At 60.2% G+C, this 25,454-nt stretch carries 21 protein-coding genes and 1 pseudogene; 15 read left to right on the top strand and 7 right to left on the bottom strand.

Annotated features, from left to right (window positions below):
* Positions 1-25: 25 nt before the first annotated feature.
* The 5 genes from ACUN0E_RS09165 to ACUN0E_RS09145 all read right to left on the bottom strand — a co-directional run bounded on the left by ACUN0E_RS09165 (position 26) and on the right by ACUN0E_RS09145 (position 6,679).
* Positions 26-1,414 (bottom strand): FAD-dependent oxidoreductase, encoded by a 1,389-nt coding sequence (locus tag ACUN0E_RS09165; RefSeq protein ID WP_445566363.1) that lies wholly within the window; start codon positions 1,412-1,414, stop codon positions 26-28.
* Positions 1,415-1,524: 110 nt separating this feature from the next.
* Positions 1,525-2,655: a 2-aminoethylphosphonate--pyruvate transaminase gene (locus ACUN0E_RS09160; protein WP_445566362.1), complete on the bottom strand. Its 1,131-nt coding sequence runs from the start codon at positions 2,653-2,655 to the stop codon at positions 1,525-1,527.
* A 34-nt stretch (positions 2,656-2,689) separates the two neighbouring features.
* A complete protein-coding gene (locus ACUN0E_RS09155; protein ID WP_408229245.1) occupies positions 2,690-4,417 on the bottom strand; it encodes a putative 2-aminoethylphosphonate ABC transporter permease subunit in 1,728 nt (575 codons plus the stop codon).
* Positions 4,414-5,505: a putative 2-aminoethylphosphonate ABC transporter ATP-binding protein gene (locus ACUN0E_RS09150; protein WP_408392699.1), complete on the bottom strand. Its 1,092-nt coding sequence runs from the start codon at positions 5,503-5,505 to the stop codon at positions 4,414-4,416. The genes ACUN0E_RS09155 and ACUN0E_RS09150 overlap by 4 nt, the downstream gene beginning before the upstream one ends.
* Before the next feature lie 118 nt (positions 5,506-5,623).
* Entirely contained in the window at positions 5,624-6,679 is a 1,056-nt protein-coding gene (locus tag ACUN0E_RS09145; RefSeq protein WP_445566361.1) for a putative 2-aminoethylphosphonate ABC transporter substrate-binding protein, read from the bottom strand.
* Between the two features lie 228 nt (positions 6,680-6,907).
* Between ACUN0E_RS09145 and phnA the strand changes: the two genes are divergently transcribed.
* The 4 genes from phnA to ACUN0E_RS09125 all read left to right on the top strand — a co-directional run bounded on the left by phnA (position 6,908) and on the right by ACUN0E_RS09125 (position 11,892).
* The gene (gene phnA / locus ACUN0E_RS09140; RefSeq protein ID WP_408336220.1) at positions 6,908-8,143 is read left to right on the top strand and encodes a phosphonoacetate hydrolase; all 1,236 of its coding nucleotides are present in this window, start codon (positions 6,908-6,910) and stop codon (positions 8,141-8,143) included.
* Between the two features lie 13 nt (positions 8,144-8,156).
* Positions 8,157-9,611 carry a phosphonoacetaldehyde dehydrogenase gene (gene phnY / locus ACUN0E_RS09135; protein WP_445566360.1) on the top strand — a complete coding sequence of 485 codons (1,455 nt, stop codon included), beginning with the start codon at positions 8,157-8,159 and terminating at the stop codon, positions 9,609-9,611.
* A gap of 238 nt (positions 9,612-9,849) precedes the next feature.
* The gene (locus ACUN0E_RS09130) at positions 9,850-10,542 is read left to right on the top strand and encodes an NnrU family protein (protein WP_445566359.1); all 693 of its coding nucleotides are present in this window, start codon (positions 9,850-9,852) and stop codon (positions 10,540-10,542) included.
* A gap of 192 nt (positions 10,543-10,734) precedes the next feature.
* Positions 10,735-11,892: an alpha-hydroxy acid oxidase gene (locus ACUN0E_RS09125; RefSeq protein WP_445566358.1), complete on the top strand. Its 1,158-nt coding sequence runs from the start codon at positions 10,735-10,737 to the stop codon at positions 11,890-11,892.
* 75 nt (positions 11,893-11,967) lie between these two features.
* Here the strand turns inward: ACUN0E_RS09125 and ACUN0E_RS09120 are convergent, their stop codons facing one another.
* A complete protein-coding gene (locus tag ACUN0E_RS09120) occupies positions 11,968-12,321 on the bottom strand; it encodes a DUF1428 domain-containing protein (RefSeq protein ID WP_408392867.1) in 354 nt (117 codons plus the stop codon).
* Positions 12,322-12,596: 275 nt separating this feature from the next.
* On the opposite strand from ACUN0E_RS09120, the gene ACUN0E_RS09115 reads away from it, so the two are divergent.
* The 6 genes and pseudogenes from ACUN0E_RS09115 to ACUN0E_RS09090 all read left to right on the top strand — a co-directional run bounded on the left by ACUN0E_RS09115 (position 12,597) and on the right by ACUN0E_RS09090 (position 17,845).
* A complete protein-coding gene (locus ACUN0E_RS09115; protein ID WP_445566357.1) occupies positions 12,597-13,469 on the top strand; it encodes a M24 family metallopeptidase in 873 nt (290 codons plus the stop codon).
* Between the two features lie 11 nt (positions 13,470-13,480).
* Positions 13,481-14,539 (top strand): annotated as a pseudogene (locus tag ACUN0E_RS09110) (SDR family oxidoreductase); the annotation flags it as partial.
* Between the two features lie 64 nt (positions 14,540-14,603).
* A complete protein-coding gene (locus tag ACUN0E_RS09105) occupies positions 14,604-15,506 on the top strand; it encodes a metal-dependent hydrolase (RefSeq protein WP_408229272.1) in 903 nt (300 codons plus the stop codon).
* 173 nt (positions 15,507-15,679) lie between these two features.
* Positions 15,680-16,342 carry a TetR/AcrR family transcriptional regulator gene (locus ACUN0E_RS09100; protein WP_445566356.1) on the top strand — a complete coding sequence of 221 codons (663 nt, stop codon included), beginning with the start codon at positions 15,680-15,682 and terminating at the stop codon, positions 16,340-16,342.
* Positions 16,343-16,645: 303 nt separating this feature from the next.
* On the top strand, positions 16,646-17,047 hold the full coding sequence (locus tag ACUN0E_RS09095; protein ID WP_408229278.1) for a VOC family protein: 402 nt from the start codon (positions 16,646-16,648) through the stop codon (positions 17,045-17,047).
* Between the two features lie 156 nt (positions 17,048-17,203).
* Positions 17,204-17,845, top strand: a complete 642-nt coding sequence (locus ACUN0E_RS09090; protein WP_445566355.1) for an MAPEG family protein — start codon at positions 17,204-17,206, stop codon at positions 17,843-17,845.
* 8 nt (positions 17,846-17,853) lie between these two features.
* Here ACUN0E_RS09090 and ACUN0E_RS09085 read toward each other — a convergent pair whose 3' ends face one another.
* On the bottom strand, positions 17,854-19,047 hold the full coding sequence (locus tag ACUN0E_RS09085) for a phytanoyl-CoA dioxygenase family protein (RefSeq protein WP_445566354.1): 1,194 nt from the start codon (positions 19,045-19,047) through the stop codon (positions 17,854-17,856).
* A 97-nt stretch (positions 19,048-19,144) separates the two neighbouring features.
* On the opposite strand from ACUN0E_RS09085, the gene ACUN0E_RS09080 reads away from it, so the two are divergent.
* The 5 genes from ACUN0E_RS09080 to ACUN0E_RS09060 all read left to right on the top strand — a co-directional run bounded on the left by ACUN0E_RS09080 (position 19,145) and on the right by ACUN0E_RS09060 (position 25,413).
* The gene (locus tag ACUN0E_RS09080) at positions 19,145-20,203 is read left to right on the top strand and encodes a LacI family DNA-binding transcriptional regulator (RefSeq protein WP_445566353.1); all 1,059 of its coding nucleotides are present in this window, start codon (positions 19,145-19,147) and stop codon (positions 20,201-20,203) included.
* Positions 20,204-20,570: 367 nt separating this feature from the next.
* On the top strand, positions 20,571-20,969 hold the full coding sequence (locus tag ACUN0E_RS09075) for a hypothetical protein (RefSeq protein ID WP_408229290.1): 399 nt from the start codon (positions 20,571-20,573) through the stop codon (positions 20,967-20,969).
* A 103-nt stretch (positions 20,970-21,072) separates the two neighbouring features.
* On the top strand, positions 21,073-23,388 hold the full coding sequence (gene bamA, locus ACUN0E_RS09070; RefSeq protein WP_408229293.1) for an outer membrane protein assembly factor BamA: 2,316 nt from the start codon (positions 21,073-21,075) through the stop codon (positions 23,386-23,388).
* A 121-nt stretch (positions 23,389-23,509) separates the two neighbouring features.
* Positions 23,510-24,466 (top strand): glycosyltransferase family 9 protein, encoded by a 957-nt coding sequence (locus ACUN0E_RS09065; RefSeq protein ID WP_445566352.1) that lies wholly within the window; start codon positions 23,510-23,512, stop codon positions 24,464-24,466.
* Positions 24,467-24,522: 56 nt separating this feature from the next.
* Complete coding sequence (locus tag ACUN0E_RS09060; RefSeq protein ID WP_445566351.1) at positions 24,523-25,413, top strand: glycosyltransferase family 9 protein; 891 nt, start codon at positions 24,523-24,525, stop codon at positions 25,411-25,413.
* Positions 25,414-25,454: the final 41 nt, after the last annotated feature.

The following is a 25,454-nucleotide window of genomic DNA, read 5'->3' as shown; positions in this document are numbered from 1 at the left end:
TTGTCTGCGGGCCCGCAGCGGCGTTCTACGCTTTATCCGACTTCCCGGCAGCGTTTGCGAGCTTGCTGAGCAATCGGTCGACCAGCCAGGGCTCCCGATCTTCGTCTTCCGCGCGTTCCTTTCGACGAATCGCGTCGCGTACGGTAATCGAGCCGACGAACCGGATCGGTTCGGGCGGGAAATAGCCCAACGGTCCGGTCGTCAACGGGCTGCGCGTCCATTCGTTGTCGAGTTCGAGCAACAGCGAAGACAGGATCTGTCCGCCCATATAAGTCGGTCCAACACCGTTACCGGAATAGCCAAATCCATAGAGCACGTTCGGCGCGTCGTCGAGCCGGCCGAAAAACGGAAAGCCGGTGACCGACCGATCCGACGGACCATTCCAGCTCGCCGTCACCGGCACGTCGCGCAACGCCGGGAAGAAGTCGTGCAGGCTGCGCGTCAGATCCGCTTCATACGGCGAGCGCTGATCGAACACCGGCGCGATCCGGCCACGCCAGGCAAACGTATTGCCGCCCTTGCCGAGCATGAGCCGGCCGTCTGCCGTGCTGCGATAGTAGTAAACGAAGATGCGTGAGTCGAGTACGGATACACCGTCTTTCAAGCCCATCTGATGCAGCAACTCCGGGCATTTCTCGGTGACGATCATGTCGCTGGAGACAACTGCAAGCGTGCGTTCGAACTGCCGGAAGCGGCTCGCCATCCACGCGTTGATCGCGAGCACCATTTTGGAAGCCGTCACGCTGCCAGCCGGCGTGTGCACGGTCACGCATTCGCCGGAAGTAAAGTCGAGCATGGGCGTGCGTTCGTAAATACGAATCCCCATTTCGATCGCGACGCGCCGCAAGCCGCGCACGAGTTTGCCTGGATGAACCGTTGCCGCGACCGGCGAATACACGCCGCCGAGATTGCGCGCAGAACCTGAACGGTTCGCCACTTCGTCCGGAGAGAGATGTTGATACGAATTGATGCCATGCTCGCTCAGCGCGGCGATTACCGGATCGAGCAGGCCGATTTGCGCGCGCGAAGTCGCGGTGTAAAGCGTGCCGTCAAGCCGAAGCTCGGCATCCACATCGTGCTCGACGCAGAAGTCGTGAATCCGCCCAACAGCAGCTTCGGACGCTTTCACCAGGCGGATTGCTTCGGCCTCGCCAAACAGACGCCGTAGCGTGAAGAACTTCGTCGACCACGTCAGCAGGCAGCCGCCGTTGCGGCCGCTTGCGCCCGCGCCGCACAGGTCGCTCTCGATGATCACAATGTCGAGATCGGGTTTCTTCTGTTTCGCCTGGATGGCTGTCCATAAACCCGTGAAACCACCACCCACAATGCAAACATCGGCAGTGGTCGTGCCTTGCAGTGCGGGCGCCAGTGAACCATCGGCAAAGAGTGCTTGTTCAATCCAGAACGGACGCATGAATTGCTCGCATTGATACAACGGTTTAACGCCACGCAGTGAAAAAAAGCTTCTCCCCGATCCTACGGAAAGAAGCCTTCGCACACGGGCATGGATATGGTCGGCCCCACTCAGGCCAGCGCTTGCGCCGATACCCGCGTGATCCCCATCGCCTTCAGCGTATCGGCGATAGCGGCGACCGCACCCGGGATGCCGGATTCGCCGAAGTGTCCAATACAGCCGACACGGAATGTTTCCAGCTGGGTGAGCTTGCCCGGATACAGGATATAGCCGCGTTTTTTCACTTCCGCGTAGAACGTCTTGAAGTCGTACTTCGGATCGTCAGGCGCATGGAATGTGACGATGATCGGCGCCTGAATCGCCGGGGCGAGGAAGGTTCGAAAACCGAGCGCGGCCATGCCTTCGATCAGCGCCCGGCAATTGTTGGTATAGCGCGCGCCGCGCGCTTCGAGACCGCCCTCTTCCACGTATTGCGCGATCGCCTGATCCAGTGCCGCGACGACGTGGGTGGGCGGCGTGAAGCGCCACTGCGTCGTGCGGTTCATGTAGGCCCACTGATCGTACAGATCCATGGCGAGTGAAGGACTGTTGCCCTCGCATTGCTCCAGCGTGCTGCGGCGAATGATCACGAAGCCCATGCCGGGCACCCCTTCCAGACATTTCCCGGAGGCGGCCACGACAGCATCGAATGGCGTTTCGCGCGCGTCGATGTCGATTGCGCCGAACGAGCTCATCGCGTCGATGATCAGACTGCGGCCATGCCTGGCGACAACCACGGCGATCTCATGCAGCGGATTGAGCACCCCGGCGCCGGTTTCGCAATGCACCAGCGCAACGTGCGTGATGCCCGGATCGGCCGCTAGTGCGCGATCGACGTCCGCCGCCTTGACCTGCGTGTCTTCGGGATAGTCGAGGGTTTGGTGACGACGGCCGAGCGCCTTGCAAATCTTCGCGATCCGCTGGCAATACGCGCCGTTGTTCGGCACCAGTACATGGCCGTCGCGCGGCACCAGCGTGCCGATCGCGGCTTCGACCGAGAACGTGCCGCTGCCTTGCAAGGGCACGCATTCGTGCGTACCTTCGCCATGCACGATGCGCAGCGTCTGCTGGCGGACACGGGCAGTGATCTGATTGAAGTCACCGTCCCACGATCCCCAGTCGCGCAGCATGGCCTCGCGCGTACGGTCGGAGGTCGTGAGCGGACCGGGGGTGAGCAGAATGGGCTGGGAGGGCAGATTCACAGTAGCTCCTTATAGATCTTGATGAAGACTCGTTTCAGCCACGGCGCGACGTGCGCCAAGCCTGGGTTCTGCGTAATACGCCATGCGACACGCCGGCAAACAGCACACAGGCAAACGCGGCCGTCACGAGGACCAGCGTGGCCATCGCGGCCGCCGGTCCAATCTGTCCGGCGTCGTCGAGATTGAGAATGGCGACGGAGGCCGGCTGCGTGTCGGGGGAATAGAGAAACGCGACCGCCGATACGGTTGTCATGCCGTTGACGAACAGATAACGCGCGATCTGCAGGATCGACGGCAGGCACACGGGCACGGTGACGCGAAAAAACGTCTTGTAGAAAGGCACTTTCAGCGAAGCCGAGACCGCTTCGAACTCGTTGTCGATCTGACGAAGCGCGGTAACCGCAGTCAGGTGACTGGACGAGTAGTAGTGCACCACCGTGACGATCGCGAGCAGCGCGAGCGTGCCGTAAAGGCCGTTCAACGGGTTGGAGGGCGAGTTGAACAGAAAGATGTAGCTGATGCCGAGCACGAGACCCGGCACGCCCATCGGCAGGATCGCGCACAGATTGATAAAGCCGCGTAACCAGCGCGGCCCACGCGTCTTCTCGACGAGATATGCGCCGCCGAACACGATGATGGTGCCGCCGATCGCCACGCACGCAGCCATTTTCAGGCTGTTCTTGTAGGCATCGAAGATCCCCGCGCCGATCAGTCCCATCTTGTAGTGCTGCAAGCCGAGGCTCATCTGATACGGCCAGAATTTCACGAACGAAGCGAACACCGAAATGCCGACCACCGCCAACAGCAGCAGGCAGACAAAGCCGCAGTACCCGAGCATCGCCATGTCGAAGCCACGCGTGGGCTTCGGCTGATACGGCGTCGAGCGCGCGCCGAGTTGCGATTGCTGCTTGCGGCGAATGAAGAAGTCGACGGCGAACGCAACCAGCGCCGGACAAAGCAGCAGCAGGCTGACCACCGCACTCCGGTTGAAGTCCTGCAAGCCGATGATGAGCTTATAGATGTCGGTGGAAAGCACCGAATAAGGTCCGCCGATCACCACCGGCACGCCGAAGTCGTTGATGCAGATCGTAAACGACACCATCGTCGCGCTGATCAGCCCATACTTCGCGCCCGGCAGCGTGATCGTGAAGAATTTGCGTGTGCGGCGTGTGCCCATCGCTTCGGCCGCTTCGTATAAGCGGCCGTCGGACAGCGACAGCGCCGTCACGAGAATCATCAGCACGTGTGGAAACGAGGCATAGACCAGACTGCATACGATGCCCGGCAGCCCATAGATCGAATGCCCGTGAAGCAAGGGTTTCAGGATGCCCGAGTTACCGAACCAGTAGATGAACGACACCGCGGACAGCAGCGTCGGCGCGAGCAGCGGAAGCAGCGCGACAGTGCGGACGGCGTTCTTCATCGGCATGCACGAGCGGGTCAGTGCGTACGCAAACGTAAAAGCCATCGGAATCACGATCACCGTCACGAGGCAGGCAACCGTGACCGAATGCAGTGTCGACCTCCACACGCCCGAATCCACCAGATAGCCGCTGAAATTGGCGAGTCCGACGAAATGGCCATCCGCATCGACGAAACATTTCCCTATGACCAATCCCAGCGGCACCAGCAGAAACATGCCGAGAAACGCGGACATCAGCAGGAGGGCCAACTGCGCGATCCGGTCATGCCAATGGCTCTTCTGGCGCACCTCAGCGTGACCTTCCTCGCCGCTGCGGCGCTCGATCAGAACGGCGCTCATTGAAGTCGCTCCTTCGCGGCGGAGAAGACGCATACGTGTTCCCGGTTGATGGCCAGATTGAAACGCGACCCCGGTTGCAAGCGGGTACGATTCATTTCATGGAACGACAGGTCGGCGACGACCTCCTGCTCACCGAGCCCGTCCACCTTGAAGCTGACCCGGCAGAACGCGCCGAGAAATTCCAGTTTTTCGACCGAGGCAGGCAGCAGGTTGTCTGCCTCACTACCCGGCGCGCTGAGATGAATGTCTTCCGGGCGCACGAACGCCGACACTTTCGAACCCAGTACCGCGCGCTCCGATCCACACCCGTAGCGCAGCGCGATGGAGCCCGCCTTGAGACTGCCGTCGTGCGCCACTTCAGCCGGAATCAGATTGACCTTGCCGATGAAATCGGCAACGAACGGCGATGCCGGTTCGCGATAGATTTCGTGGGGCGTACCGATCTGCTCGATCACGCCTTGATTCATCACCACGATCCGATCGGCCATCGAAAGCGCTTCTTCCTGATCGTGCGTCACCATGATCGTGGTCACGCCGAGGCGTTGCTGCAACTGGCGGATTTCCTGACGCAGGCGCACACGCACTCGCGCGTCGAGTGCCGAGAGCGGCTCGTCGAGCAACAGCAGCCCCGGTGACGTGGCCAGCGCGCGCGCCAGCGCGATACGTTGCTGCTGGCCACCCGACAACTGGTTCGGATGCTTGCGCTGCGCATCCGGCAAGCCCACCAGTGCGAGCAGTTCGTTCACACGGTCGGCGATCGCCGCGCGCTTCATCCTGCGATTCACAAGGCCATAGGCCACGTTGTCGAAGATGGTCAGATTCGGAAACAGTGCATACGACTGAAACACAATGCCGTAATCGCGAAGCTGAGGCGGCAGCCGCGAAATATCGCGACCGTCCTGCGTGATCTGGCCGGCGCTCTGTGTTTCCAGTCCGGCAATGATCCGCAGCAAGGTGGTCTTGCCACATCCCGACGGGCCGAGAAAGCAGAGCATCTCTCCCTTCTTCACGCCAAGATTGATGTCCTCCAGAACCGGCGTGTCGTTGAACCGCTTATAGACCTGCTGCACGCTCAAATACGCTGTCATCATCTCCTCCGGTACCGCTTATCTGCATGGCGACGATGCACTGCCGTTGCATCACCGCATCGTTCGGGGCCGCGCAGCGCGCGGCCCGGCGCTCGTCTACACCTGGCTGAACCCGGCCTTATTTTTGTTCCTTGTCGCCGTAACGTTTTTGCCAGTCCGCGAGAATGGCGTCGCGGTTCTTTGCGGACCATGTGAAATCGTTCTTCACGAGCAATTCCGAATAGTTATCGGGAATGCCCGAGAGTTTCTTCGCGACACCCGGGTACGCAACGATCGCCCACCATTGCGCGGTGATTTCATTGGCCTCTTTGCTGGCCATAAAGTCCGCGAGTTTTTTGGCCGCTTCCGGCTGCTTTGTCGTTTTCATGATGCCGGTCGCTTCCATGTCCCAGCCCAGCCCTTCCTTCGGGAAGATCAGGTCGATGGGGGCGCCTTGCGCCTGCAACTCGTGGCCGCGGAATTCGAAGGAGATACCGATCGGAAATTCGCCGGTGCCCGCCAGCGTGCAGGGCTTCGAGCCTGAGTGCACGTATTGCGCGACGTTCTTGTCCAGCGCATCCATGTACTTCCAGCCCTTGTCGGCGCCGAACGTTTGCAGCCATGACGTCACGTCCAGATAGCCGGTGCCGGACGACACCGGGCTCGGCATCACGACCATGCCCTTATAGATCGGCTTGGTCAGGTCTTCCCATGAGGTCGGCTTAGGCAGGTGGCGCTTCTCCGCTTCGATGCGGTTGTAGCAGACCGTCGCACCCCATACGTCCATACCGACCCAATGCGGCGGCGTGTTCGCGTCGCTGTACTTGCGCGTCAGACTGTCGAACCCCTTCGGCGCGTAGGGCATCAGCATGCCCTGCAGATCGAGCAGCGTCAGGCTGGATGCCGCGAGTCCGAGCACCACGTCGGCCCGCGGATTGCTCTTTTCGGCGATCAGCTTGGCGGTGACCGCGCCGGTCGAATCGCGAACCCAACGGATTTCGATGTCTGGATTGGCTTTTTCGAACGCGTCTTTATAGGGCTTCATCGCTTCGTCTTCGAGCGCCGTATAGACCAGCAACTGCGTTTTTGCGTACGCGAACTGAACCGCGCCGAGCGTCACGGCGGTGGCGACCAGACAGCGCAGCGCCAGATTCAGACGACCTCTGCAACCTTGAAACCCCGACTTTTCCTTCATTTCCAGACCCCTTCAAAAGTGGCGTCGCGGCCAGCGACGAAAACGACCGGTGCTACGGGACTACTGCGTGTTGCAACCCTCCAGACGACCACCCCTGAGAATGTGTGTAAATTGTTGTCTGTTGTTGACAATCTACAAAGTATCAATTTTAATGTCAAGTATTGCCACACTTTGCCACATAACGCCGCATCGTCATCACCCGAATTACCCTAGCCCAGAGGACATGTCATGAGCGAAACACCGGTTTCTATTGAAGTGAACGGCCGCAGCTACAACTGGATGCGCAGACCCGTCGTCGTGGTCTGCGTGGACGGCTGCGCATATGAATATCTGGAGCTGGCGGCTGCGGCCGGGGTCGCGCCCTTTATTGGCAAGCTGCTGCATCCCGGCACTTCGCTCAAGGGCGACTGCGTCGTGCCGAGCTTCACGAACCCGAACAATCTGTCGATCGTGACGGGCGTGCCGCCCGCTGTGCATGGCATTAGCGGCAACTACTTTTTCGATCGCGACAGCGGCACCGAGGTGCTGATGAACGATCCAAAGTACCTGGTCGCCCCTACCGTGCTCGCCGGTTTCGCCGACCAGGGCGCGAACGTTGCGGTGGTTACGGCAAAAGACAAACTGCGCCGGCTGCTCGGCAAGGGTCTGAAGGGCGTCTGCTTCTCGGCGGAGAAAGCCGACGAAGCGACGCTCGAGGAGAACGGTATCGACAACCTGATCGAACTGGTCGGCAAGCCGGTGCCGAGCGTCTATAGCGCAGAGCTGTCCGAGTTCGTCTTCGCGGCCGGTGTCCGGCTGCTCGAAACCCGCGACATCGACCTGATGTACCTGTCGACCACCGACTATGTGCAGCACAAGTGCGCCCCCGGCACCCCCGGTGCGAACGCGTTCTATCAGATGATGGACGGCTATCTGCAGCGGCTCGACGAGCTGGGTGCGATCGTCGCGCTCACCGCCGACCACGGCATGAATGCGAAGCACAACGAAGACGGCGAGCCCAACGTGATCTATCTGCAGGAGCGCTTCGACGAGTGGCTTGGCGAAGACGCTGCCCGCGTGATCTTGCCGATCACGGATCCCTACGTCGTGCATCACGGCGCGCTCGGATCGTTCGCGACGGTCTATCTGCCCGCCTCAGTCGACCTCGAAGCAATGCGCCTCCGGCTTGCAGCGGAACCCGGCATCGAAGTCGTGCTGACGGGTGCTGAAGGCTGCGCGCGCTTCGAACTTCCGCCTGCGCGCATGGGCGACCTCATCGTGATCTCAACGCGCGACGTGGTGCTCGGCACGCGACGCATCAAGCACGATCTGTCCGGGCTCGACGTGCCGCTGCGCTCGCACGGCGGCCTTGCCGAGCAGATCGTGCCGCTCCTGTTCAATCAGCCGGTCGCGAAGTCGGTCACGCAGCGGGCACGGCTGCGCAACTTCGACATCATCGATATCGCGCTCAATCACCTTCAATGAACGGGGATCAGAAATGAATGCTGTTGCTGACATCAAGACTCAATTGCAGGTGCGTCATGAAGCGCTGCGTATCGGCGGCGAAAAAATCTTTCGCGACGAAGTGATCGAAGTACGCAACCCTTACGATGGCTCGCTCGTCGGTACCGTGCCGAAAGCGACACTCGAAGACGTGCGGCACGCGTTCGAATTCGCACGTGCATACCGTCCCACGCTGACGCGCTATGAGCGTGCCGCGATCCTGCGTCGCGCGGCCGATGCCGTGCGGGCACGCACCGAAGAAATCGCCGCCGTCATCACGGCGGAAGCCGGCTTGTGCAAGAAGGATTCGATCTACGAAGCAGGCCGCGTCGCGGACGTGCTGGTGTTCGGCGCCGGCGAAGTGCTGAAAGACGACGGCCAGATCTTCTCGTGCGACCTCACGCCTCACGGCAAGAAACGGCGCGTTTACACGCAACGCGATCCGCTGCTGGGCGTGATCTCCGCGATTACACCGTTCAACCATCCGATGAACCAGGTCGCACACAAGATCGTGCCGTCGATTGCAACGAACAATCGTATCGTCGTGAAACCCTCGGAGAAAGTGCCGCTGTCATGCTATCTGCTTGCCGACATCCTTTATGAAGCGGGCTTACCGGTGCAAATGCTTCAGGTGTTGACGGGTGACCCGAGCGTCATTGCCGACGAGCTGATCACGAACCCCGCTGTCGATCTCATCACGTTCACCGGCGGTGTCTCGATCGGCAAATCGATTGCCTCGCGAATGGGCTACCGGCGTGCCGTGCTCGAACTGGGCGGCAACGACCCGATCATCGTGATGGAGGACGCCGATCTCGACGAAGCCAGTTCGCTCGCCGTATCGGGTTCATACAAGAATTCGGGCCAGCGTTGCACCGCGATCAAGCGCATGCTGGTACATGAGGCGGTTGCCGACCGCTTCACGGATCTCGTCGTAGAAAAGACACGCGCCTGGAAATATGGCAATCCGGCGGACAGTTCAGTCGATATGGGAACGGTCATCGACGAAGCCGCCGCGCAGTTCTGCGAACGCCAGGTCAACGACGCCTTGTCGCGCGGCGCCCGTCTGCTTGCGGGCAACGTCCGCGATGGCGCACTTTACTCGCCGACGGTGGTTGACCGTGTCACGCCCGACATGCCGCTCGTCAAGTACGAGACGTTCGGACCGGTGTCGCCGATCATGCGCTTTGCCAACATCGACGAAGCGATCCGCATGTCGAACTGCACGGACTACGCGCTGTCGTCGTCGGTCTGCACGAACCGTTTCGACTACATCACGCGGTTCATCACCGAACTGGAAGTGGGCAGCGTGAATGTACGTGAAGTGCCCGGTTACCGGCTTGAACTCACGCCGTTCGGCGGCGTGAAAGACTCGGGACTCGGCTACAAGGAAGGGGTGCAGGAGGCCATGAAGAGCTTTACCAATACGAAGACCTACTCGCTGCCATGGTGATGGTGGGGTGAAGTCGGGAAGCGCTGACGCGCTTCCCGACACGCAACCGGTGCAATGAGATGCGGCGGTGCGACAGCGGAAATCACGTTGAGAGGGAACGTGAAGCGCGACGCAACCGTCATTTTTTCAAGTTCCGTTGGGGTAAGATCAAAGGCAAGGGCAACTGAAAATTCCTGTACCACGCCGTCGACAATAGGCAATACGGTCAGCCGGCGACATGACTTGAGGAGCCGGGCCAATGGGAAGCACTAACGCAGTTGCAGTAGCGGCAATCGCCTTCGTGGGTAGTCACTTTGTCTTGTCCCATCCGCTGCGCAAGCGTTTGGTCGCCGCAATAGGCGAAGTGGGGTTCCTCGGCGTCTATTCGCTGGTTGCTTTCCTGACGCTTGGCTGGCTGATCGTGGCCTATCGAAAGGCGCCCCTGACGGAATCACTATGGCCGGTCGGAAACGGGCTCTGGGCGATTGTGACCGTGCTCATGCTGATCGCGTCGATCCTCCTGATGGGCTCCCTGATCCGTAACCCGGCGCTCCCCACCGGCGGGCGGCCCAGTGCGTTCCCGGATGCGGCGCTCGGCGTATACGCGGTGACGCGTCACCCGATGATGTGGTCGTTCGCACTCTGGGGGCTGTGCCACATCGCCGTGTTCCCGGTGACCAAAAACATCATCGCCGCAACGGCTATCGTCCTCCTCGCGCTCGTCGGCGCCGCACTGCAGGATCGGAAGAAGGAACAGCTCCAGCCCGATCTCTGGCCCGTATGGGAATCGAAGACGAGCTACCTGCCGTTCGCCGCGATCGCCGCCGGCCGTGCACGGCTGGGCGGGTTCGGTTTGCACGCGCTGTTGGGCGGCCTCGTCGTCTGGCTCGTTGCGACCTGGGCGCATATCCCCTTCGCCGGTTGGGCCGCGGGCATCTGGCGCTGGTTGTAGCCGCAGCCCCGGCTGTCGCGCCATACAGCGATAGCGCGCGGGTATTGCGAGAGCACAACGGCGCGTGAGATTGGCATCGAACGTCTCAAACTTTGAGAAGCGAGACGTCGTGCGTTGCCTTTTGAATGTCACCCTTCAGGCTGGCTGTAGTGGCTGCTACACTCGCCGTTGTTCCCTGCGCTGAGAGAAACCGTGCCTGCCATCACTTGCATCGAAGATTTACGCCAGCTTGCTCAACGACGTGTACCACGCATGTTCTACGACTACGCCGACAGTGGCTCGTGGACCGAAGGTACTTACCGCGCCAATGAAAGCGACTTCCAGCAGTTGAAGCTGCGCCAGCGCGTAGCGGTCAACATGACCGGCCGCAGCACACGCACGGAAATGGTCGGCCAGGAAGCCACCATGCCCGTCGCGATCGCACCGACTGGATTGACCGGCATGCAACATGCCGACGGCGAAATCCTCGCGGCGCGCGCAGCGGAAAAGTTCGGCGTGCCGTTCACCCTGTCCACCATGAGCATCTGCTCGATCGAGGACGTTGCCGCCGCAACCGCCAAGCCGTTCTGGTTCCAGCTTTATATGATGCGCGACCGCGATTTCATTGTGCGATTGATCGAGCGTGCTCGCGCGGCGCGATGCAGCGCCTTGATGCTAACGCTGGACCTGCAGATCCTCGGCCAACGCCACAAGGACATCAAGAACGGGCTGTCGGCACCGCCCAAATTGACCCCCGCGAACCTCATCAACCTCGCGACCAAGCCGCGCTGGTGCCTCGGCATGCTCGGCACGCGGCGACGCACCTTCGGCAACATCGTCGGTCATGCAAAGGGCGTGGGCGATCTGTCGTCCCTAGGTTCGTGGACCGCCGAACAGTTCGATCCGACGCTGAGCTGGGCGGACGTCGAGTGGGTCAAGAAGCTGTGGGGCGGCAAGCTCATTCTGAAAGGCATCATGGATGTCGAAGATGCGCGCCTTGCCGCCGACAGCGGCGCTGACGCGCTGATCGTTTCCAATCACGGTGGCCGTCAACTCGACGGCGCACCCTCTTCGATCTCGGCACTCCCCGAGATCGCACGCGAGGTCGGCTCACGCATCGAGGTGTGGATGGATGGCGGCATCCGCAGCGGGCAGGACGTACTCAAAGCCGTTGCGCTCGGCGCCAGGGGAACCCTGATCGGCCGCAGTTTCCTTTACGGCCTGGGTGCAATGGGCGAAGCGGGTGTCACGCAGTGCCTGCAGATCATCCAGAAGGAACTGGACATCACCATGGCCTTTTGCGGCCACACTGACATCCGTCAGGTGGACGGGCGAATCCTGCTGCCCGACACGGCCGTTAAAACGCGATAAAGGCTGTACCGGAGGGGCGGACCGCATGGAAATGGACCTTTGATCATTTCCGGCCGGCGCCGCCTCCTTTGACCTTCACACATCCACGATGACCTCGAAGCCACCGTAGATCAGCCGCTTGCCGTCGAAAGGCATCGGATTCACGTCAGGCTGCAGCCGCGGATCCTCCATCACGGCTTTCATGCCTTTATCCCGCACCTGACGCGACGGCCAGACAACCCACGAGAACACCACCGTTTCGTCATCCTTGCGTTTGACGGCCATCGGAAACGAAGTCAGCTTTCCCTCCGGCACGTCGTCTCCCCAGCACTCGACCACCTGCAACGCACCGTTCTCCTTAAAAACGCCCGCGGCCATCGCAGCCTGTTTTATGTACTTTTCGCGGTCGATCGTGGCTACCGGCACGACAAATCCATCGACGTAAGTCATGAACGCGCTCCTTTCTGGTTAAAAGTCGAATAGCGGCGGAAAGCGACGACGCCCGGACCGGCGTCACCGCACCACCATCCTATGAGCACGACGAACGACACGCGATGAAATCGACCGCGATCGTGTCGACTTCAACCGAGCCTCAGGGAAATAACTAGTGGACGGGCGAATCGCTTGGTGTAGCATCCAATCATTACATTGATAAATGTAACACTAAAAAATGTCATCGTGACGGGTCGCCGCATGCCGTCGGACAGCATATTCGGGAGGCAGATATGGGTGATAAGGCCATTCCAGACGTCAACGTGGACGAGCTGGCGCAGTTCCGCGAAGTCCAGCAACTGGCCTATCGGTGCGTCGAGAGCGTCGGCGAAATGCTCCAGCCGGGCATGACGGAAAAAGACGCCGCTCGCCTGCTGACCGAATGGTTGCAGGATCACGGCGTGCGTGACTGGCTGCACAAACCCTTCGCCTGGTTCGGCGACCGTACCGCCTTCGAGGGGTTTTCGGGGCTGTCGCATATGGCCGGCTTTAATCTGGCTTTTTTCCCGAGTTCGCGCCGGCTGGAAGAAAACATGCCGGTCATTCTCGACGTGGCGCCGGTGCTGAACGGTGTCATCGCCGACGTCGGCTATGCCACCTGCGTCGGCACGAATCTCATTCTCGAGCAACTGAAAGACGACCTGGCCGAACACCGCGAACTGATCGTCAGCATGGTGAAACAACGGCGCACGCTTGCGGACGTAGCCCGCGCGGTTGACCAGCTATGCCGAAAACAGGGCGTGGAGCCGCGTCACAAGGCCTATCCGTTCAAGGTGCTTGCGCACCGTGTTGCGAAGCTGCATAACCCCGCGAAGCCGCGCTTCGTGGCGCGCTTCGGCCTGAACGCCACGCGCAATCTCGTGCTCGACCAGGTTAGCGCAGGCAGGAAGGAAGGCTGGTCGCCGTTGTGGTCGATCGATCGCCGCTCGGATCACGCGCCGACGCCCGGCCTGTGGGCTGTCGAGCCGCATCTCGGCTTTCAGGGTGTGGGCGCCAAGTTCGAAGAACTGCTGGTCATCACCGATGACGACGCCTACTGGCTCGACGACGACCTGCCGCACGTGCGCCGCTGGGCGCAGCGCAGCCAGGCGTTGGTCGCGGCATGACGGAGGCGCACATGCAACTCCTGACCGAACCCTTACCGACCACGCTCTACGAGGCGCCGCCGGCCACACGTCCCACCAGTTTCACGGTGCGCTCGGGCGACGTAACGCTCGCCGCCAAAGCGTGGGGCGATCCTGCCCGGCCCACCGTGATGCTGGTGCATGGTTACCCCGACAACAGCGAAGTCTGGGACGCGCTGGCCGCACTGCTGGCAAACGATTTCCACGTCGTTACCTACGATGTGCGCGGCGCGGGCCAATCCACTGCGCCAAAGCGCACATCGGCATACCGCCTGGACAAACTCACCGACGACTTTATCGCTGTCATCGACGCCGTGAGCCCCCAACGCGCCGTCCATCTGGTCGCGCACGACTGGGGCTCGATCCAGGGCTGGGAATTCGTCACCGAAGAGCGCTTGCGTGGACGCATTGCCTCGTACACGTCGTGCTCCGGCCCGTGCCTCGACCACGTGGCTTACTGGATACGGGCGCGGCTGCTACGCCCCACGCCGCGCTCCATCGGCAAGCTCATGGGTCAGCTGGTGCGGTCCTGGTATGTGCTGCTGTTCCACTTGCCGGTGCTCCCTGGATTGACCTGGCGCTTGTGGCTCGGCCGCGCGTGGCCGCGGGTGCTGCGTCGTGTGGAGAAGACAGCGATCACGCCTCGCCCGACACAAACGCAGGACGGCATACGCGGCGTATCGCTGTACCGCGCCAACTTCATCCGCTGCCTGTTCACGCCGCGCAAGCGCTACGCACACGCGCCGGTCCAGGTGATCGTGCCGACGCTGGACAAATACGTCAGCCCGGCGCTGTCCGAAGATCTTTCGCGATGGGTGCCGACATACTGGCGCCGTGAACTGGTCGCGCGGCATTGGGTGCCGGTCACCCACCCCGAACAGATGGCGCAGATGGTGCGCGATCTGGTCAATCACACCGAAGGCGGCCCCGAACCGGATACCCTGCAACGCGCCCGTATGCACGCCGCGCAATTGGGTGCCCCACGCAAATCGCTGGGCGGCAAGCTCGCAGTCGTGACCGGCGCGGGCAGCGGCATTGGACGATGGCGCGCCCGCATCAGCATGGTGCCGCGTTGAGATCAGCGCGGACGTCATCAACCGGACGCCGGAGACCGTCATGACCCAGGAACACACGCAACACAAGATCAGGGCACGCCATGTGAAGTTCGACTGGAGCCAAACGCCCATCCAGTGGATTCCCGGTGACCCGTCGAGCACGCACGTCATCAATGTGCTGAACCTGCTGTTCCCCGCCGGCGAACTCTGGTTCTGCCGCGTCTACAACAAGGCACTGCCGCTCATCACCGACCCGGCGTTGCATGACGACGCACAAGGGTTCCTCAGGCAGGAAGCGGTGCATTCGCGCTCGCACGGCGGGGTCCTTACGCACTACTACAAGGCGCACGGCATCGACACGCAACCCTTCACCCGGAAACTCGACTGGCTGTTCGGCAAGCTGCTCGGCGAGCAACCGCTTGGGCTGAAGATCGGCAAGACACGCTTCTGGCTGCGCCAGCAGCTTGGTGTCATCGCGGCGCTGGAACACTTTTTTGGTTATCTCGGCAACTGGGTGCTCAATGCCGACGGGCTCGACGCGGCCAATGCCGATCCGACCATGCTCGACCTGCTGCGCTGGCACGGCGCCGAAGAAGTCGAGCATCGCACCGTAGCCTTCGACATCTTCCGGCATATGGGCGGCACCTATTTCGAACGCTGCTTCCACATGCTTTCGACCGTCATGCTTCTGCTCTACTTTCTCACCAGCGGTGCACGCTTCATGCACCGGCGCGATCCCGGCGCCGGCACGTACCGAGGCTTTATCCTCGCCTGGCGCGCCGGCGCGCGACGCGGTTGCCTGCCGTCGTTCTGGAAAATGATCGCGGCAGCGCTGCGCTATTTCAATCCGCGCTATACGCCGCATCACGAAGGTTCCACCGAGCAGGCGCTGGCTTATCTTGCGACGTCGCCCGCTGCACAGGCCGCGGCGCATGGGGGCAACTGGGTGCGTGAGGCGAACTGATCCGGCGGGCGGCTCTGTGGAGCGGGCAAACGCCTAACTCTCCGCGACCGATTGTCGATACGAGTCGCACATGCGTGGCCGCTTCCAGATCCACGGTGACAGCCCGCTACTAAACGAGTCATTCTTAACGCTGTAGAATCCGAGCGAATACTCGCTTCTCTTCGGATCGGATCATGGCGACAAATCGGCGTCAATCACTAAAGCCGCGAAAGATTCCACAGCAATCCCGCGCGGAACAGACCGTTGCGGTCATTCTGGAGGCAGCGGCACGGGTACTTGAAACTAAAGGACTGGACGGCCTGAATACCAACGTCGTCGCGCAGCGCGCGGGCGTTAGCGTCGGCACCTTGTATCAGTACTTCCCTGGCAAAGACGCGATTATCGTTGCGCTGAGTCAGCGTGAAGGCGCCGTGTTCTTCGCGGAGGCTAAAGGCGCATTGAGCCAGCCAACCGGTCAGCAGGCGCTGAAGTATCTGATTACCGTTTCGGTGCACCAGCAACTGCGTCGTCCTGCACTTGCACGCGCGCTCGATTTCGAGGAAAACCGCCCGGCCATTGCCAATGAACTGGTGGCATTGAAAACCGCTTTTGGCGAGTTGATGCGACAGATTCTGCTCCATGAGGACATTCCGCCGCAACTGAACGTCGAGGTAGCAACCGACGACCTCCTCGCCATTCTGCGTGCCATCGTAGATGGAGCGGGAGAGCGTGGGGAAGTGGACCGCGGAGCACTGGAATCTCGTGTGGGCCGCGCTTTGTTTGGATACCTCGGGATCACGGATCAGCCGCCCGCACGGACGCGGGCCAGGAAACAGCGGACGTCCCAGACCACCTAACGCCAAACGCCGTCTTCGCACGCGCCCAGTTGCCTGCGTGCGTATCTTGAGGCCGAAATACCGGAACCTGTCCGGATCTCTAAAAATACGAGCAATTGTTCATATCGATGCTGCGGCACACGGCCCGAAGCCCCGCCACCATTGCGTTACGCAGCAGCGCGACAGTGCTATCCAATGCGAGTTTCAGAATCGAGTAATTACTCGCAAAATGGGTTCTGTGGAATCACATGGTCTGCCCGATCACACAGATCAGATTGGCGACCACCCACCACAAAAACATTTCATCTTTCTGCGAGACCGATCATGAATCTTCGTAAAGAAGCGAAGCTGAATCACCTGAGCTTTCCCACAACCAACGTAGCCGAGACGGCTGCGTTTTTCGAGCAATACCTTGGCTGCGAGATCGTTGCCGTTGGGGACAGTTGTCTGCTCAAACGGAATGGTTTTGACATCGTTCTGGACCACGTCAAAGAGGAAGTCCCGGCGTGGCCCGAAAACTTCCACTTCGGACTGGAGGTCGATAGCCTGGATGACGTCCATACCCTCTACAAAGAATTTCTCGAGGGCGGTGTTCGCATGGAAACGGAAGTCTTCAACAACTCGCGCGGATCGCGATTTTTTTGTCGCTCGCCTGGTGGCGTCCTGATCGAGGTCAATACACGCGCAGATATGCAGAAGCAGGATCAGTGGCAAAAGCTGTTTTAAATCTTTGACCAGCGGAAGCCCGGTTAGCGCCAGATTAGACTCCCTCATCTCGCAAAATGCACAGCGCAAGGGCGACGCAATACACTAGCGATCGCACAAGGCAAACGCGCAGGCCGCGTCCGATGCCGCCTTACGAAACGCCAGGAGGAAAAATCCATGACCGCTCCGGCCCATCACGCGCCCGACTTTCGCCGTCAGCGCTCTGTCGGCATTGCCGGCATCGCGGTCGCCTCACTGCTTGCCCTGGGGCTCTGGCTCGGCATCGATCTTTTGATGTCGCCGCTGCCGGGTATGGACAGCGTTGGCGCGCGGATGCTGCTGACGCTCAAATGCTGCTGTGTTGCCGTGCTGTTCGGCCTGGTGACGGGCATCGAAGCCGTGGCGCACGAGCGATTGACCTCGCCCGCCTTCGATCCGCTGGCGGGTTTCGAGACACACAGGTTGCGCGTCAATCAACGATACCTGCAGAACACGGTGGAACAGATTATCGTGTTTGCGGCATCACTGTTCGGCCTCGCCGCTTACTGCCCCGACGGCTCGTCCATGCGCGCAGTGGTGGCGACGACCGCGGTTTGGATCGTCGCGCGGGCCGCGTTCTGGCTCGGCTACCATCGCAGCGCGGCGCTGCGCGGGCTCGGCGCGCCGGGCATGGCGCTCAGCATGATCGTGCTGCTTTATGTAACGAGCCGGTTTGGGCATGAGATCGCGGGGACGGTGGGGGCGATCGTGCCGCTTGTTATGTTCTTCGCGGTCGAGGCCGTGCTGTTTTGGGGGACGCAGCCGGTGAAAGAAGCTTGATTCAATCCTCAAGCTTCGCGCCGCTCAGCCTGCTCACGAATTGCGGCTGCGAATCTGTCCGCGCTCCACAGCTCTGCTAGCGCCCGCCGAAATAGTCCCTGCTGGCTCTCCGGCGCCAGTCCACCCTGCGGAGGGTCCCGGTCCAGGTTCGTCGGAAACGGATAACCTTCGGCGCACGACGCAATCACCGCGTTGGCCTCTTCCCCTGTGATGTTCGCCGAGCGCATCCGCTCCAGTAGGACCGGATACAGCGCCTCACACATCTTCGTGCGATTCAGCGACTCCATCGCCCGCCCGTAGGCCGAGGAAATCTGCAGGAGATTGGCCATGCGCTGAACAGAAGCCGTGCGGTTCGAACCGGCTGCATGGAAGAGCGCGGGATTGAAAAACAGCGCATCGCCTTTTTCGAGCGGCAGTTGCACGTAGTGTGTTTCAAAGTAGTCGCGAAAGTCCTGACGACGCCATGCGAGGTACCCCTCGGCGTAGCGCTGCGAGTAAGGCAGCAGCTTGGTCGGTCCGCTTTCCACTGGCATGTCGGTGTGGGCAACCGCCCCTTGCAGCGTGAGAAAGGGGGACATCGCATGAACGTGAGCCGGATAGCGCTCAGCTTCCGCCACCGTCTGGAATCCAAGGTGGTAATCCCGGTGCGCCTGTTGCGCCTGTCCGCCGGGTCGTACGACATTGACCTGCGAGGTCACCTGAAAGTGCGGACCCAGCCACGCCTCAGCTATCGCGCAAAGAGCCGCGCTCTCGAAGTAGCGGGCGAACACCGCAGGCGCGCGCAGGCAAAGCTTTTCTTGCGCATTCCAGATGCGGTCATTCGCGCCCGCTTTTGCGAAATGGTCCGCAGCGGCGCTGCCGGCTTCGCGTTCCTCCTGGATGAGTGACTCGAAGACTCTTGTCGCTTCATCGACCACTACTGTGTCGGCATAAACGCGCTTCAGCACCAGCACGCCCGCTCCCACGTTCAATACCTTCGCCCACTCGCTCTGCAGATCCGCGCGCCGCGATGCATCTTCAAGGGCGCTGCCAGGCTCACGGCAGTCGTACACCGGAATGTGGTCGACTATCGCAGAGGCGAACCTCAGGCTGTCGTCTTCTGGACGGGGGCGAAGCGCAGCGACGAAGTCCTGAAGGCTGCAATCCTGCTCCCGGTATCCATTGCGTACTGGGGCGTCGCGACGCGAGTCAGTGGCCTTCATGGTGTCTCCTTCTGTTCTTGCTTCAACAATAGTCCTTCAGCGGGCACTTGCGGTACGATAAACACCTCAAAAACACCTCAATTGGGGGCGAGTTGCCGTGGCGCATCGCTTTCTGATGAAGGAAATCGCCCTCCAGGCGGGCCTCGGGCTCGCCACGGTCGACCGGGTGCTGAACGGACGGGAGCATGTCCGTGAACACACCCGCCAGCGCGTGCAGCACGCGATAAATGAACTGGAGAAACAGCAGTTCCAGTTGGCGACCAGCGGGCGCAAACTCGTTGTCGATGTTGTTGTCGAAGCGCCGCGCAGGTTTTCCGACGAGATACGTGAAGCACTGGAGTCGGAACTGCCGGGCCTGCAGCCAGCCGTGTTCCGGCCGCGGTTTCTGATGCAGGACACAATGACAACGGCGGAAGTCGTCGACGTCCTGAAAGCGATTGGCCGCCGAGGCAGCCACGGCGTTTTGCTCAAGGCGCAGGATGTTCCCGACATTGCCGACGCTGTCGCGGACTTGCAGCAACGGGGGATTCCCGTCATCACGATCTTTACAGATATTCCGCAGTCCGCTCGCATTGCCTACGCTGGCCTCGACAATCGGATGGCGGGCGCGACAGCCGCTTATCTCATCGGTCAATGGCTCGCTCGCCGGGAAGGTGACGTGCTAGTCACGATGAGCAACGAGCGCTTTAGAGGGGAGGAGGAACGCGAAGCCAACTTCCGCAATGAGTTGCAGCGGCGATATCCCAGGCTAAGACTCGTTGACGCCAGCGGCGGGCATGGCCTGGACGCTCAAACGGAGGCAAGAGTAAAGCGAGCCGTTGGTTCCGGCCGCAAAGTCGTGGCGGTGTATTCGATGGGCGGCGGCAACGTGGCGATACTTCGCGCACTCAAGTCAATGGGCCAGACGCCAAAATGCTTTATCGGGCACGACCTGGACAGGGACAATGTCGAGTTGCTGCGCGAAGGAAAACTCAGCGCCGTGCTACACCACGACTTGCGACAGGACATGCGCACCGCGTGCCATCACATCATGCACTTTCACAAATTGCTGCCGACGTCGGCTGTCGGGCCGTCGTCGTCCGTGGTCGTGGTCACGCCGGCAAACATTCCACTGTCCGTCGAACAGCGATTCAGCCAAACCGCCCCTCGCCGCTGACCGTGTTCGGATCTGTCCCGTCGATTTAATCAGCGGATCACGGCCCGGAACCTCGAAGCGAATGAAAACAGGACTCGGACAGTACCCGACATGGCGAAGGCATTCCCGAGCGCCAGATCCGAGCCGCACCGCGACGCATCACATATGAGTAAAAGGCGTCAATTTCATTGACTCAAAGAGACATTCACAACCTTACAAAGCTGCCATTTACATGACGCGCAACTTAAGTTGTGCTTTCCATAGGATTCGCCTCGTTTTTCTCATCATCTATTTCACCTTTCCCGGTGAAGAATCGGTAAACATCACGTAACCGAAAACCGATCTCACTCTCCTACACTGCGCAATCAACGTAGTCCGGGAGTGCCACATGTCACCGTCAGTCGCATTAGAGATTCATTCTCTGAACTCGTTTGAATTGACCGCGGACGGCCAGTACCTGATGTTCAAAGGCAACCAGCCCGAAGTTATTGCCTTGCATTACTCGGTCATGCACGAACTCCTGGCAGCGCTCTCCAACGCCATCGGCTGGTCACAGCGCGTTCGCCGGAAAAAAGACGACATGAAATTCGCCATGCCGTGCGAGGCATGGGCGATCGGTGGAGACAAAGACGAATCCTCCCATCTGGTCCTGACATTTCGTCTGCCGGGTGGCGCCGAACTGTCGTTTCGAATGCATCGCGCAGAAGCGCGCCACATGACTGAAGTGCTTTCGCTCGTGACGGGGCTGACCAGGGTAAAGGAAACATCGTGCAGCAAACTTCAATAGTGCGTCTCGCACTTACACCCCGTTGACCCGTGCAGCGCAAGGCAGGCGTAAGCCCAAGATGTGTCTGCGCCCTCCTTTTTGTGCATCCCTCCTGTTTGTCTGTATGAACTTTGAAACGCTATTGACCCGCAGCGCCCGGGCGCTAACATTTATTGGCCTGAGCGTGACAGCAACGTCGGGTTTCGCGGCAGACTCGTTCGTGGTGCGCGACATCCGGCTCGAAGGCCTGCAACGTATCGAGCCCAACACGGTTTTCTCGTATCTACCCATCAAGCAGGGCGATACGTTCACCGCTAACAAGGCATCGGACGCAATCCGCGCACTCTATGCCACGGGGTTCTTCAACGACGTCAAGATTTCGGCCGAAGGCGACGTCGTTGTCGTGCAGGTGCAGGAGCGTCCAGCGGTCGGCACGATCGACTTCGCCGGGGTCCACGAATTCGACAAGGACAACCTCGTCAAAGCATTGAATGCGGTTGGCCTGTCGTTGGGACGCTACTATGACAAGTCACTCGTCGACCGCGCGCAGCAGGAACTCAAGCGTCAATATCTGACGCGCGGTTACTACGCCGCTGAAGTGACAACGACAGTCACGCCTATCGATCGTGATCGCGTAGGCCTCCTGTTTTCGGTTATTGAAGGTCCGAGCGCGAAGATCCGTCAGGTCAACTTTATCGGCAACAAGGTCTTTAGCGACCGCGAACTGCACGATGAAATGGAGCTATCCACACCGAACTGGTTCTCGTGGTACACGAAAAACGACCTGTATTCGAAAGACAAGCTCGCCGACGACCTCGAGAAGATCCGCACGTATTACCTGGACCGTGGCTATCTCGAGTTCAACATCGAGTCGACCCAGGTATCGCTGTCGCCGGATCGCAAGGACATGTACCTGACGCTCACGATTCACGAGGGCGAGCCTTACACGATCTCCGGCATTCATCTGGCAGGTAACCTGCTGAACCGCGAGGCTGAGCTCTCGAAGCTCATCAAGATCAAACCAGGCGAGCGTTTCTCGGCTCAAAAGCTGAAAGATGCCACCAAGGCCGTCGTCGACAAGCTTGGCGAGTATGGTTACGCATTCGCCACCGTGAATGCGCAGCCGCAAATCGATCAGGAGCACCATAAGGTAGACCTGACGCTACAGGTGGATCCGAGCCGTCGTGTCTATGTGCGCGCGATCAACATCACCGGCAACACGCGCACTCGCGACGAAGTGGTCCGGCGCGAAATGCGTCAGATGGAAAGCTCGTGGTTCGATTCGAACCGCCTTGCACTGTCGAAGGACCGTATCAATCGCCTCGGCTACTTCACCGATGTCGACGTGACAACCGTGCCGGTTGAAGGCACGCCGGACCAGGTCGACATCGACGTGAAGGTCACGGAAAAGCCGACCGGCTCGATTTCGCTGGGTCTCGGTTACGGTTCCGGCGAGGGTCCGATCATTTCGGCGGGCGTGTCGCAAGACAACGTGTTCGGCTCGGGCACGAGCCTCGCGCTGAACGTGAATACCGCCACAACGTTCCGTACGCTGACGGTTACGCAAGTCGATCCTTACTTCACGGTGGACGGCATCAAGCGTATTACCGACGTCTACTACCGGACGAGCGAGCCGTTGTATTACTCGAACGTGACCGACACGAGTTTCCGTGTCATCACGTTAGGCGCCGATCTGAAATTCGGCATCCCCTTCTCCGAATCGGACATGGTCTACTTCGGCACTGGCATTGAACAGAACCGCCTGGATGTCGACGCGAACACGCCGAAAAGCTATGTCGACTACGTCAACTCGTTCGGCCGTGTGTCGAATAACGTACCGGTCACCGTGGGCTGGTCGCGCGATAACCGCGATAGCGCGCTGGTGCCAAGCCGCGGTTACTTCACGCAGTTCAACGCGGAGTACGGCACACCGCTCGCCCGAACCAACTACTACAAGACCGATGTGCAAGCCCAGTACTACTACTCCTTCGCACGCGGTTTCGTACTCGGCCTGAACTTCCAGGGCGGCTACGGCAATGGGCTCGGCGGCGATCCTTACCCAATCTTCAAGAATTACTATGCCGGCGGTATCGGGTCAGTGCGCGGCTATGAGCCGAGCTCGCTGGGTCCGCGCGATGCAACGACGGGCGACCCGATCGGCGGCTCGAAAATGATTGTGGGCAATGTGGAACTCACATTCCCGCTGCCAGGCACGGGCTACGACCGCACGCTGCGCGTCTTCACCTTTGTCGACGGCGGTAACGTCTGGGGCACGGAAGGCAATAGCGTCGGCGCCAACGGATTGCGGTACAGCTATGGCGCAGGTCTCGAATGGATTTCCCCGATTGGTCCGCTGAAGCTCGACTTCGGTCTGCCGATCGTGAAGCACGCCGGTGACCAGTACCAGAAATTCCAGTTCCAGATTGGGACTTCGTTTTAACGCCGGCAATCGCGCTGCCTATCATCGGGTACAGCAGGAGTAAACCCCGGTAATGGACGTTGTAACTCAAGTAACGTGCGCTGAATCTAGACTTGTTCAATTCAGCGGGCGGTACCCGTTCATGACCTGGCAAGCGCTTCGCCAACTGTTGGAAGCGCGCCAATCGGATGTATCTATGTGGCAGGCAACTCAGCCAGTATCTCGCGTGGCCTTGATTCTTTCACCGGCGGTAGGCGATTCGCTGTTGATGATGACGGTTGCGCGCAACCTCCAGAAAAACGGCATTGCAACTACCGTGTTTGGCCAGCATGCGCATGCTTTGCGCGATTGGTTCCCGGGTATCGATATACGGGCAGAATTGGGCGAAGCTCATCTTGCGGAAAAACTGCACGGCTTTGATACGGTCATTCAGATGCACGACAATAGACCGTTTGCCGGGCTGGATCGCTTGCATCCCCGAGTGATCCTGCTCGATCACATCTGTCGCGCCCGTTCGTCGGAATCGATGGCAGACAGACTTGCACTATTTTGTCGCGACGAGTTCGGTCTGCTGGATGCGGGGAAAAGTAACGGCATCACGCCGCCGCCTGGACTTCAGCACCGCAAACACCCGCGTCGCGTCGCCATCCATCCAACGGCAAGCACCGTGGACAAACGCTGGCTGGCGTCACGCTTCATTCAACTGGGCGTGGAACTGCGCGACCAGGGTTTTAGCCCGCAATTTGTGGTTGCATCGCACGAGCGTGCGGACTGGCAACACGTCGAGCGTTTAGGTATCACGCTGCCCGATCTCTCCTCGCTTGATCACGTCGCCGCGTGGCTTTTCGAGTGCGGGTGGTTCATCGGTAATGATTCGGGAATCGGCCATCTTGCATCAAACCTGCAGATTCCCACCCTCTCGTTGTTCATGCGCCGCGGTATCGCGCGCACGTGGCGCCCCGATTGGGGGACCGGACGGGTGCTGATCGGCGGCGCCTACCTGCCCACGGGACGTCTGAAGGAGCGTTACTGGAAATACCTGTTGTCCGTTGGCAAAGTGACCCAGGCATTCGAGCAACTACGCGCCAATTTCGCATGAATTCGCTACCCTTCCCAAGCATGAGCGGAGACGGACGCAGACGCATCGCAGTAGTCATGTCGAACGCAATTGGCGACACGCTGGTGTTGATGGTCATCGTGCAAAATCTTTTAAGAAACGGTATTGATGTCACGGTATTCGGGCGCCCAGCTCATGCTTTGCGACACTGGTTCCCCGAGGTGACGATTCAACCGTTGCCGGACGAGGCGGATAGCAAGGCAATGCTGGCGCCGTACGACACTGTTCTGCAAATGCATCGGAATCAGCCAATGCCACGCCTGACGGAAGCCCATCCTTGTGTCCTTGATCTGGATAAGGTCGTATTTGGGGACCGCTCAGGGTGTATGGCGGAACGCTTCGCCGACTTCTGCCGCGACGAACTCGGACTATCGAATGTCGGCTTGTACAACGGCATGACGCCCCCGCCCGCGCTACGACACCGCCAATACATTCGCCGGATCGCGATTCACCCCGAGGCCAGCACGGAGGACAAACGCTGGCTATCGCAACGATTCGTGAAATTGGCCCAAAATCTGCGTCGGCGTGGTTACGACGTCCACTTTGTGATTGCGCCGCACGAACGCGAGCGCTGGTTCGAACTGGAAAGATGGGGTATCCCTGCGCCGGAATTTAGCAACCCTCATGAACTGGCATGCTGGTTATACGAATGCGGCTGGTTTATCGGAAACGATTCCGGCGTCGGGCATCTTGCGTCAAGTCTCAGCATTCCGACCATCAGTCTGTTCCGCCGGCGCCGCGTGTCTGAGCGCTGGCGCCCAGCGTGGGGAACCGTCAACGTTGTTTTGCCCTGGCAATGGGTTCCCACCGCGCGGCTCAAGGAGAAATTCTGGCGTCAAACACTCACCTGCGCGCGTGTTTTGTCGGCATTTCAGCGCATGGTTCGAGATGACGGCAACAGAGCGGAACCCGATTCAACCCAGCTATAAATCGATTTTCTCGTTCTGAAACGACAGTACGTTGCGGTGTT

The organism is Paraburkholderia sp. D1E, assembly GCF_052682275.1.
This window is presented reverse-complemented; position numbering and strand designations above follow the sequence as displayed.

What these genes read in the sequence shown, in the direction of transcription:
- ACUN0E_RS09165 (WP_445566363.1), bottom strand. Translation starts at nt 1,414, where the DNA reads ATGCGTCCGTTCTGGATTGAACAAGCACTCTTTGCCGATGGTTCACTG.
- ACUN0E_RS09155 (WP_408229245.1), bottom strand. Translation starts at nt 4,417, where the DNA reads ATGAGCGCCGTTCTGATCGAGCGCCGCAGCGGCGAGGAAGGTCACGCT.
- ACUN0E_RS09150 (WP_408392699.1), bottom strand. Translation starts at nt 5,505, where the DNA reads ATGACAGCGTATTTGAGCGTGCAGCAGGTCTATAAGCGGTTCAACGAC.
- ACUN0E_RS09145 (WP_445566361.1), bottom strand. Translation starts at nt 6,679, where the DNA reads ATGAAGGAAAAGTCGGGGTTTCAAGGTTGCAGAGGTCGTCTGAATCTG.
- phnA (WP_408336220.1), top strand. Translation starts at nt 6,908, where the DNA reads ATGAGCGAAACACCGGTTTCTATTGAAGTGAACGGCCGCAGCTACAAC.
- phnY (WP_445566360.1), top strand. Translation starts at nt 8,157, where the DNA reads ATGAATGCTGTTGCTGACATCAAGACTCAATTGCAGGTGCGTCATGAA.
- ACUN0E_RS09130 (WP_445566359.1), top strand. Translation starts at nt 9,850, where the DNA reads ATGGGAAGCACTAACGCAGTTGCAGTAGCGGCAATCGCCTTCGTGGGT.
- ACUN0E_RS09120 (WP_408392867.1), bottom strand. Translation starts at nt 12,321, where the DNA reads ATGACTTACGTCGATGGATTTGTCGTGCCGGTAGCCACGATCGACCGC.
- ACUN0E_RS09115 (WP_445566357.1), top strand. Translation starts at nt 12,597, where the DNA reads ATGGGTGATAAGGCCATTCCAGACGTCAACGTGGACGAGCTGGCGCAG.
- ACUN0E_RS09105 (WP_408229272.1), top strand. Translation starts at nt 14,604, where the DNA reads ATGACCCAGGAACACACGCAACACAAGATCAGGGCACGCCATGTGAAG.
- ACUN0E_RS09100 (WP_445566356.1), top strand. Translation starts at nt 15,680, where the DNA reads ATGGCGACAAATCGGCGTCAATCACTAAAGCCGCGAAAGATTCCACAG.
- ACUN0E_RS09095 (WP_408229278.1), top strand. Translation starts at nt 16,646, where the DNA reads ATGAATCTTCGTAAAGAAGCGAAGCTGAATCACCTGAGCTTTCCCACA.
- ACUN0E_RS09090 (WP_445566355.1), top strand. Translation starts at nt 17,204, where the DNA reads ATGACCGCTCCGGCCCATCACGCGCCCGACTTTCGCCGTCAGCGCTCT.
- ACUN0E_RS09085 (WP_445566354.1), bottom strand. Translation starts at nt 19,047, where the DNA reads ATGAAGGCCACTGACTCGCGTCGCGACGCCCCAGTACGCAATGGATAC.
- ACUN0E_RS09075 (WP_408229290.1), top strand. Translation starts at nt 20,571, where the DNA reads ATGTCACCGTCAGTCGCATTAGAGATTCATTCTCTGAACTCGTTTGAA.
- bamA (WP_408229293.1), top strand. Translation starts at nt 21,073, where the DNA reads ATGAACTTTGAAACGCTATTGACCCGCAGCGCCCGGGCGCTAACATTT.
- ACUN0E_RS09065 (WP_445566352.1), top strand. Translation starts at nt 23,510, where the DNA reads ATGACCTGGCAAGCGCTTCGCCAACTGTTGGAAGCGCGCCAATCGGAT.
- ACUN0E_RS09060 (WP_445566351.1), top strand. Translation starts at nt 24,523, where the DNA reads ATGTCGAACGCAATTGGCGACACGCTGGTGTTGATGGTCATCGTGCAA.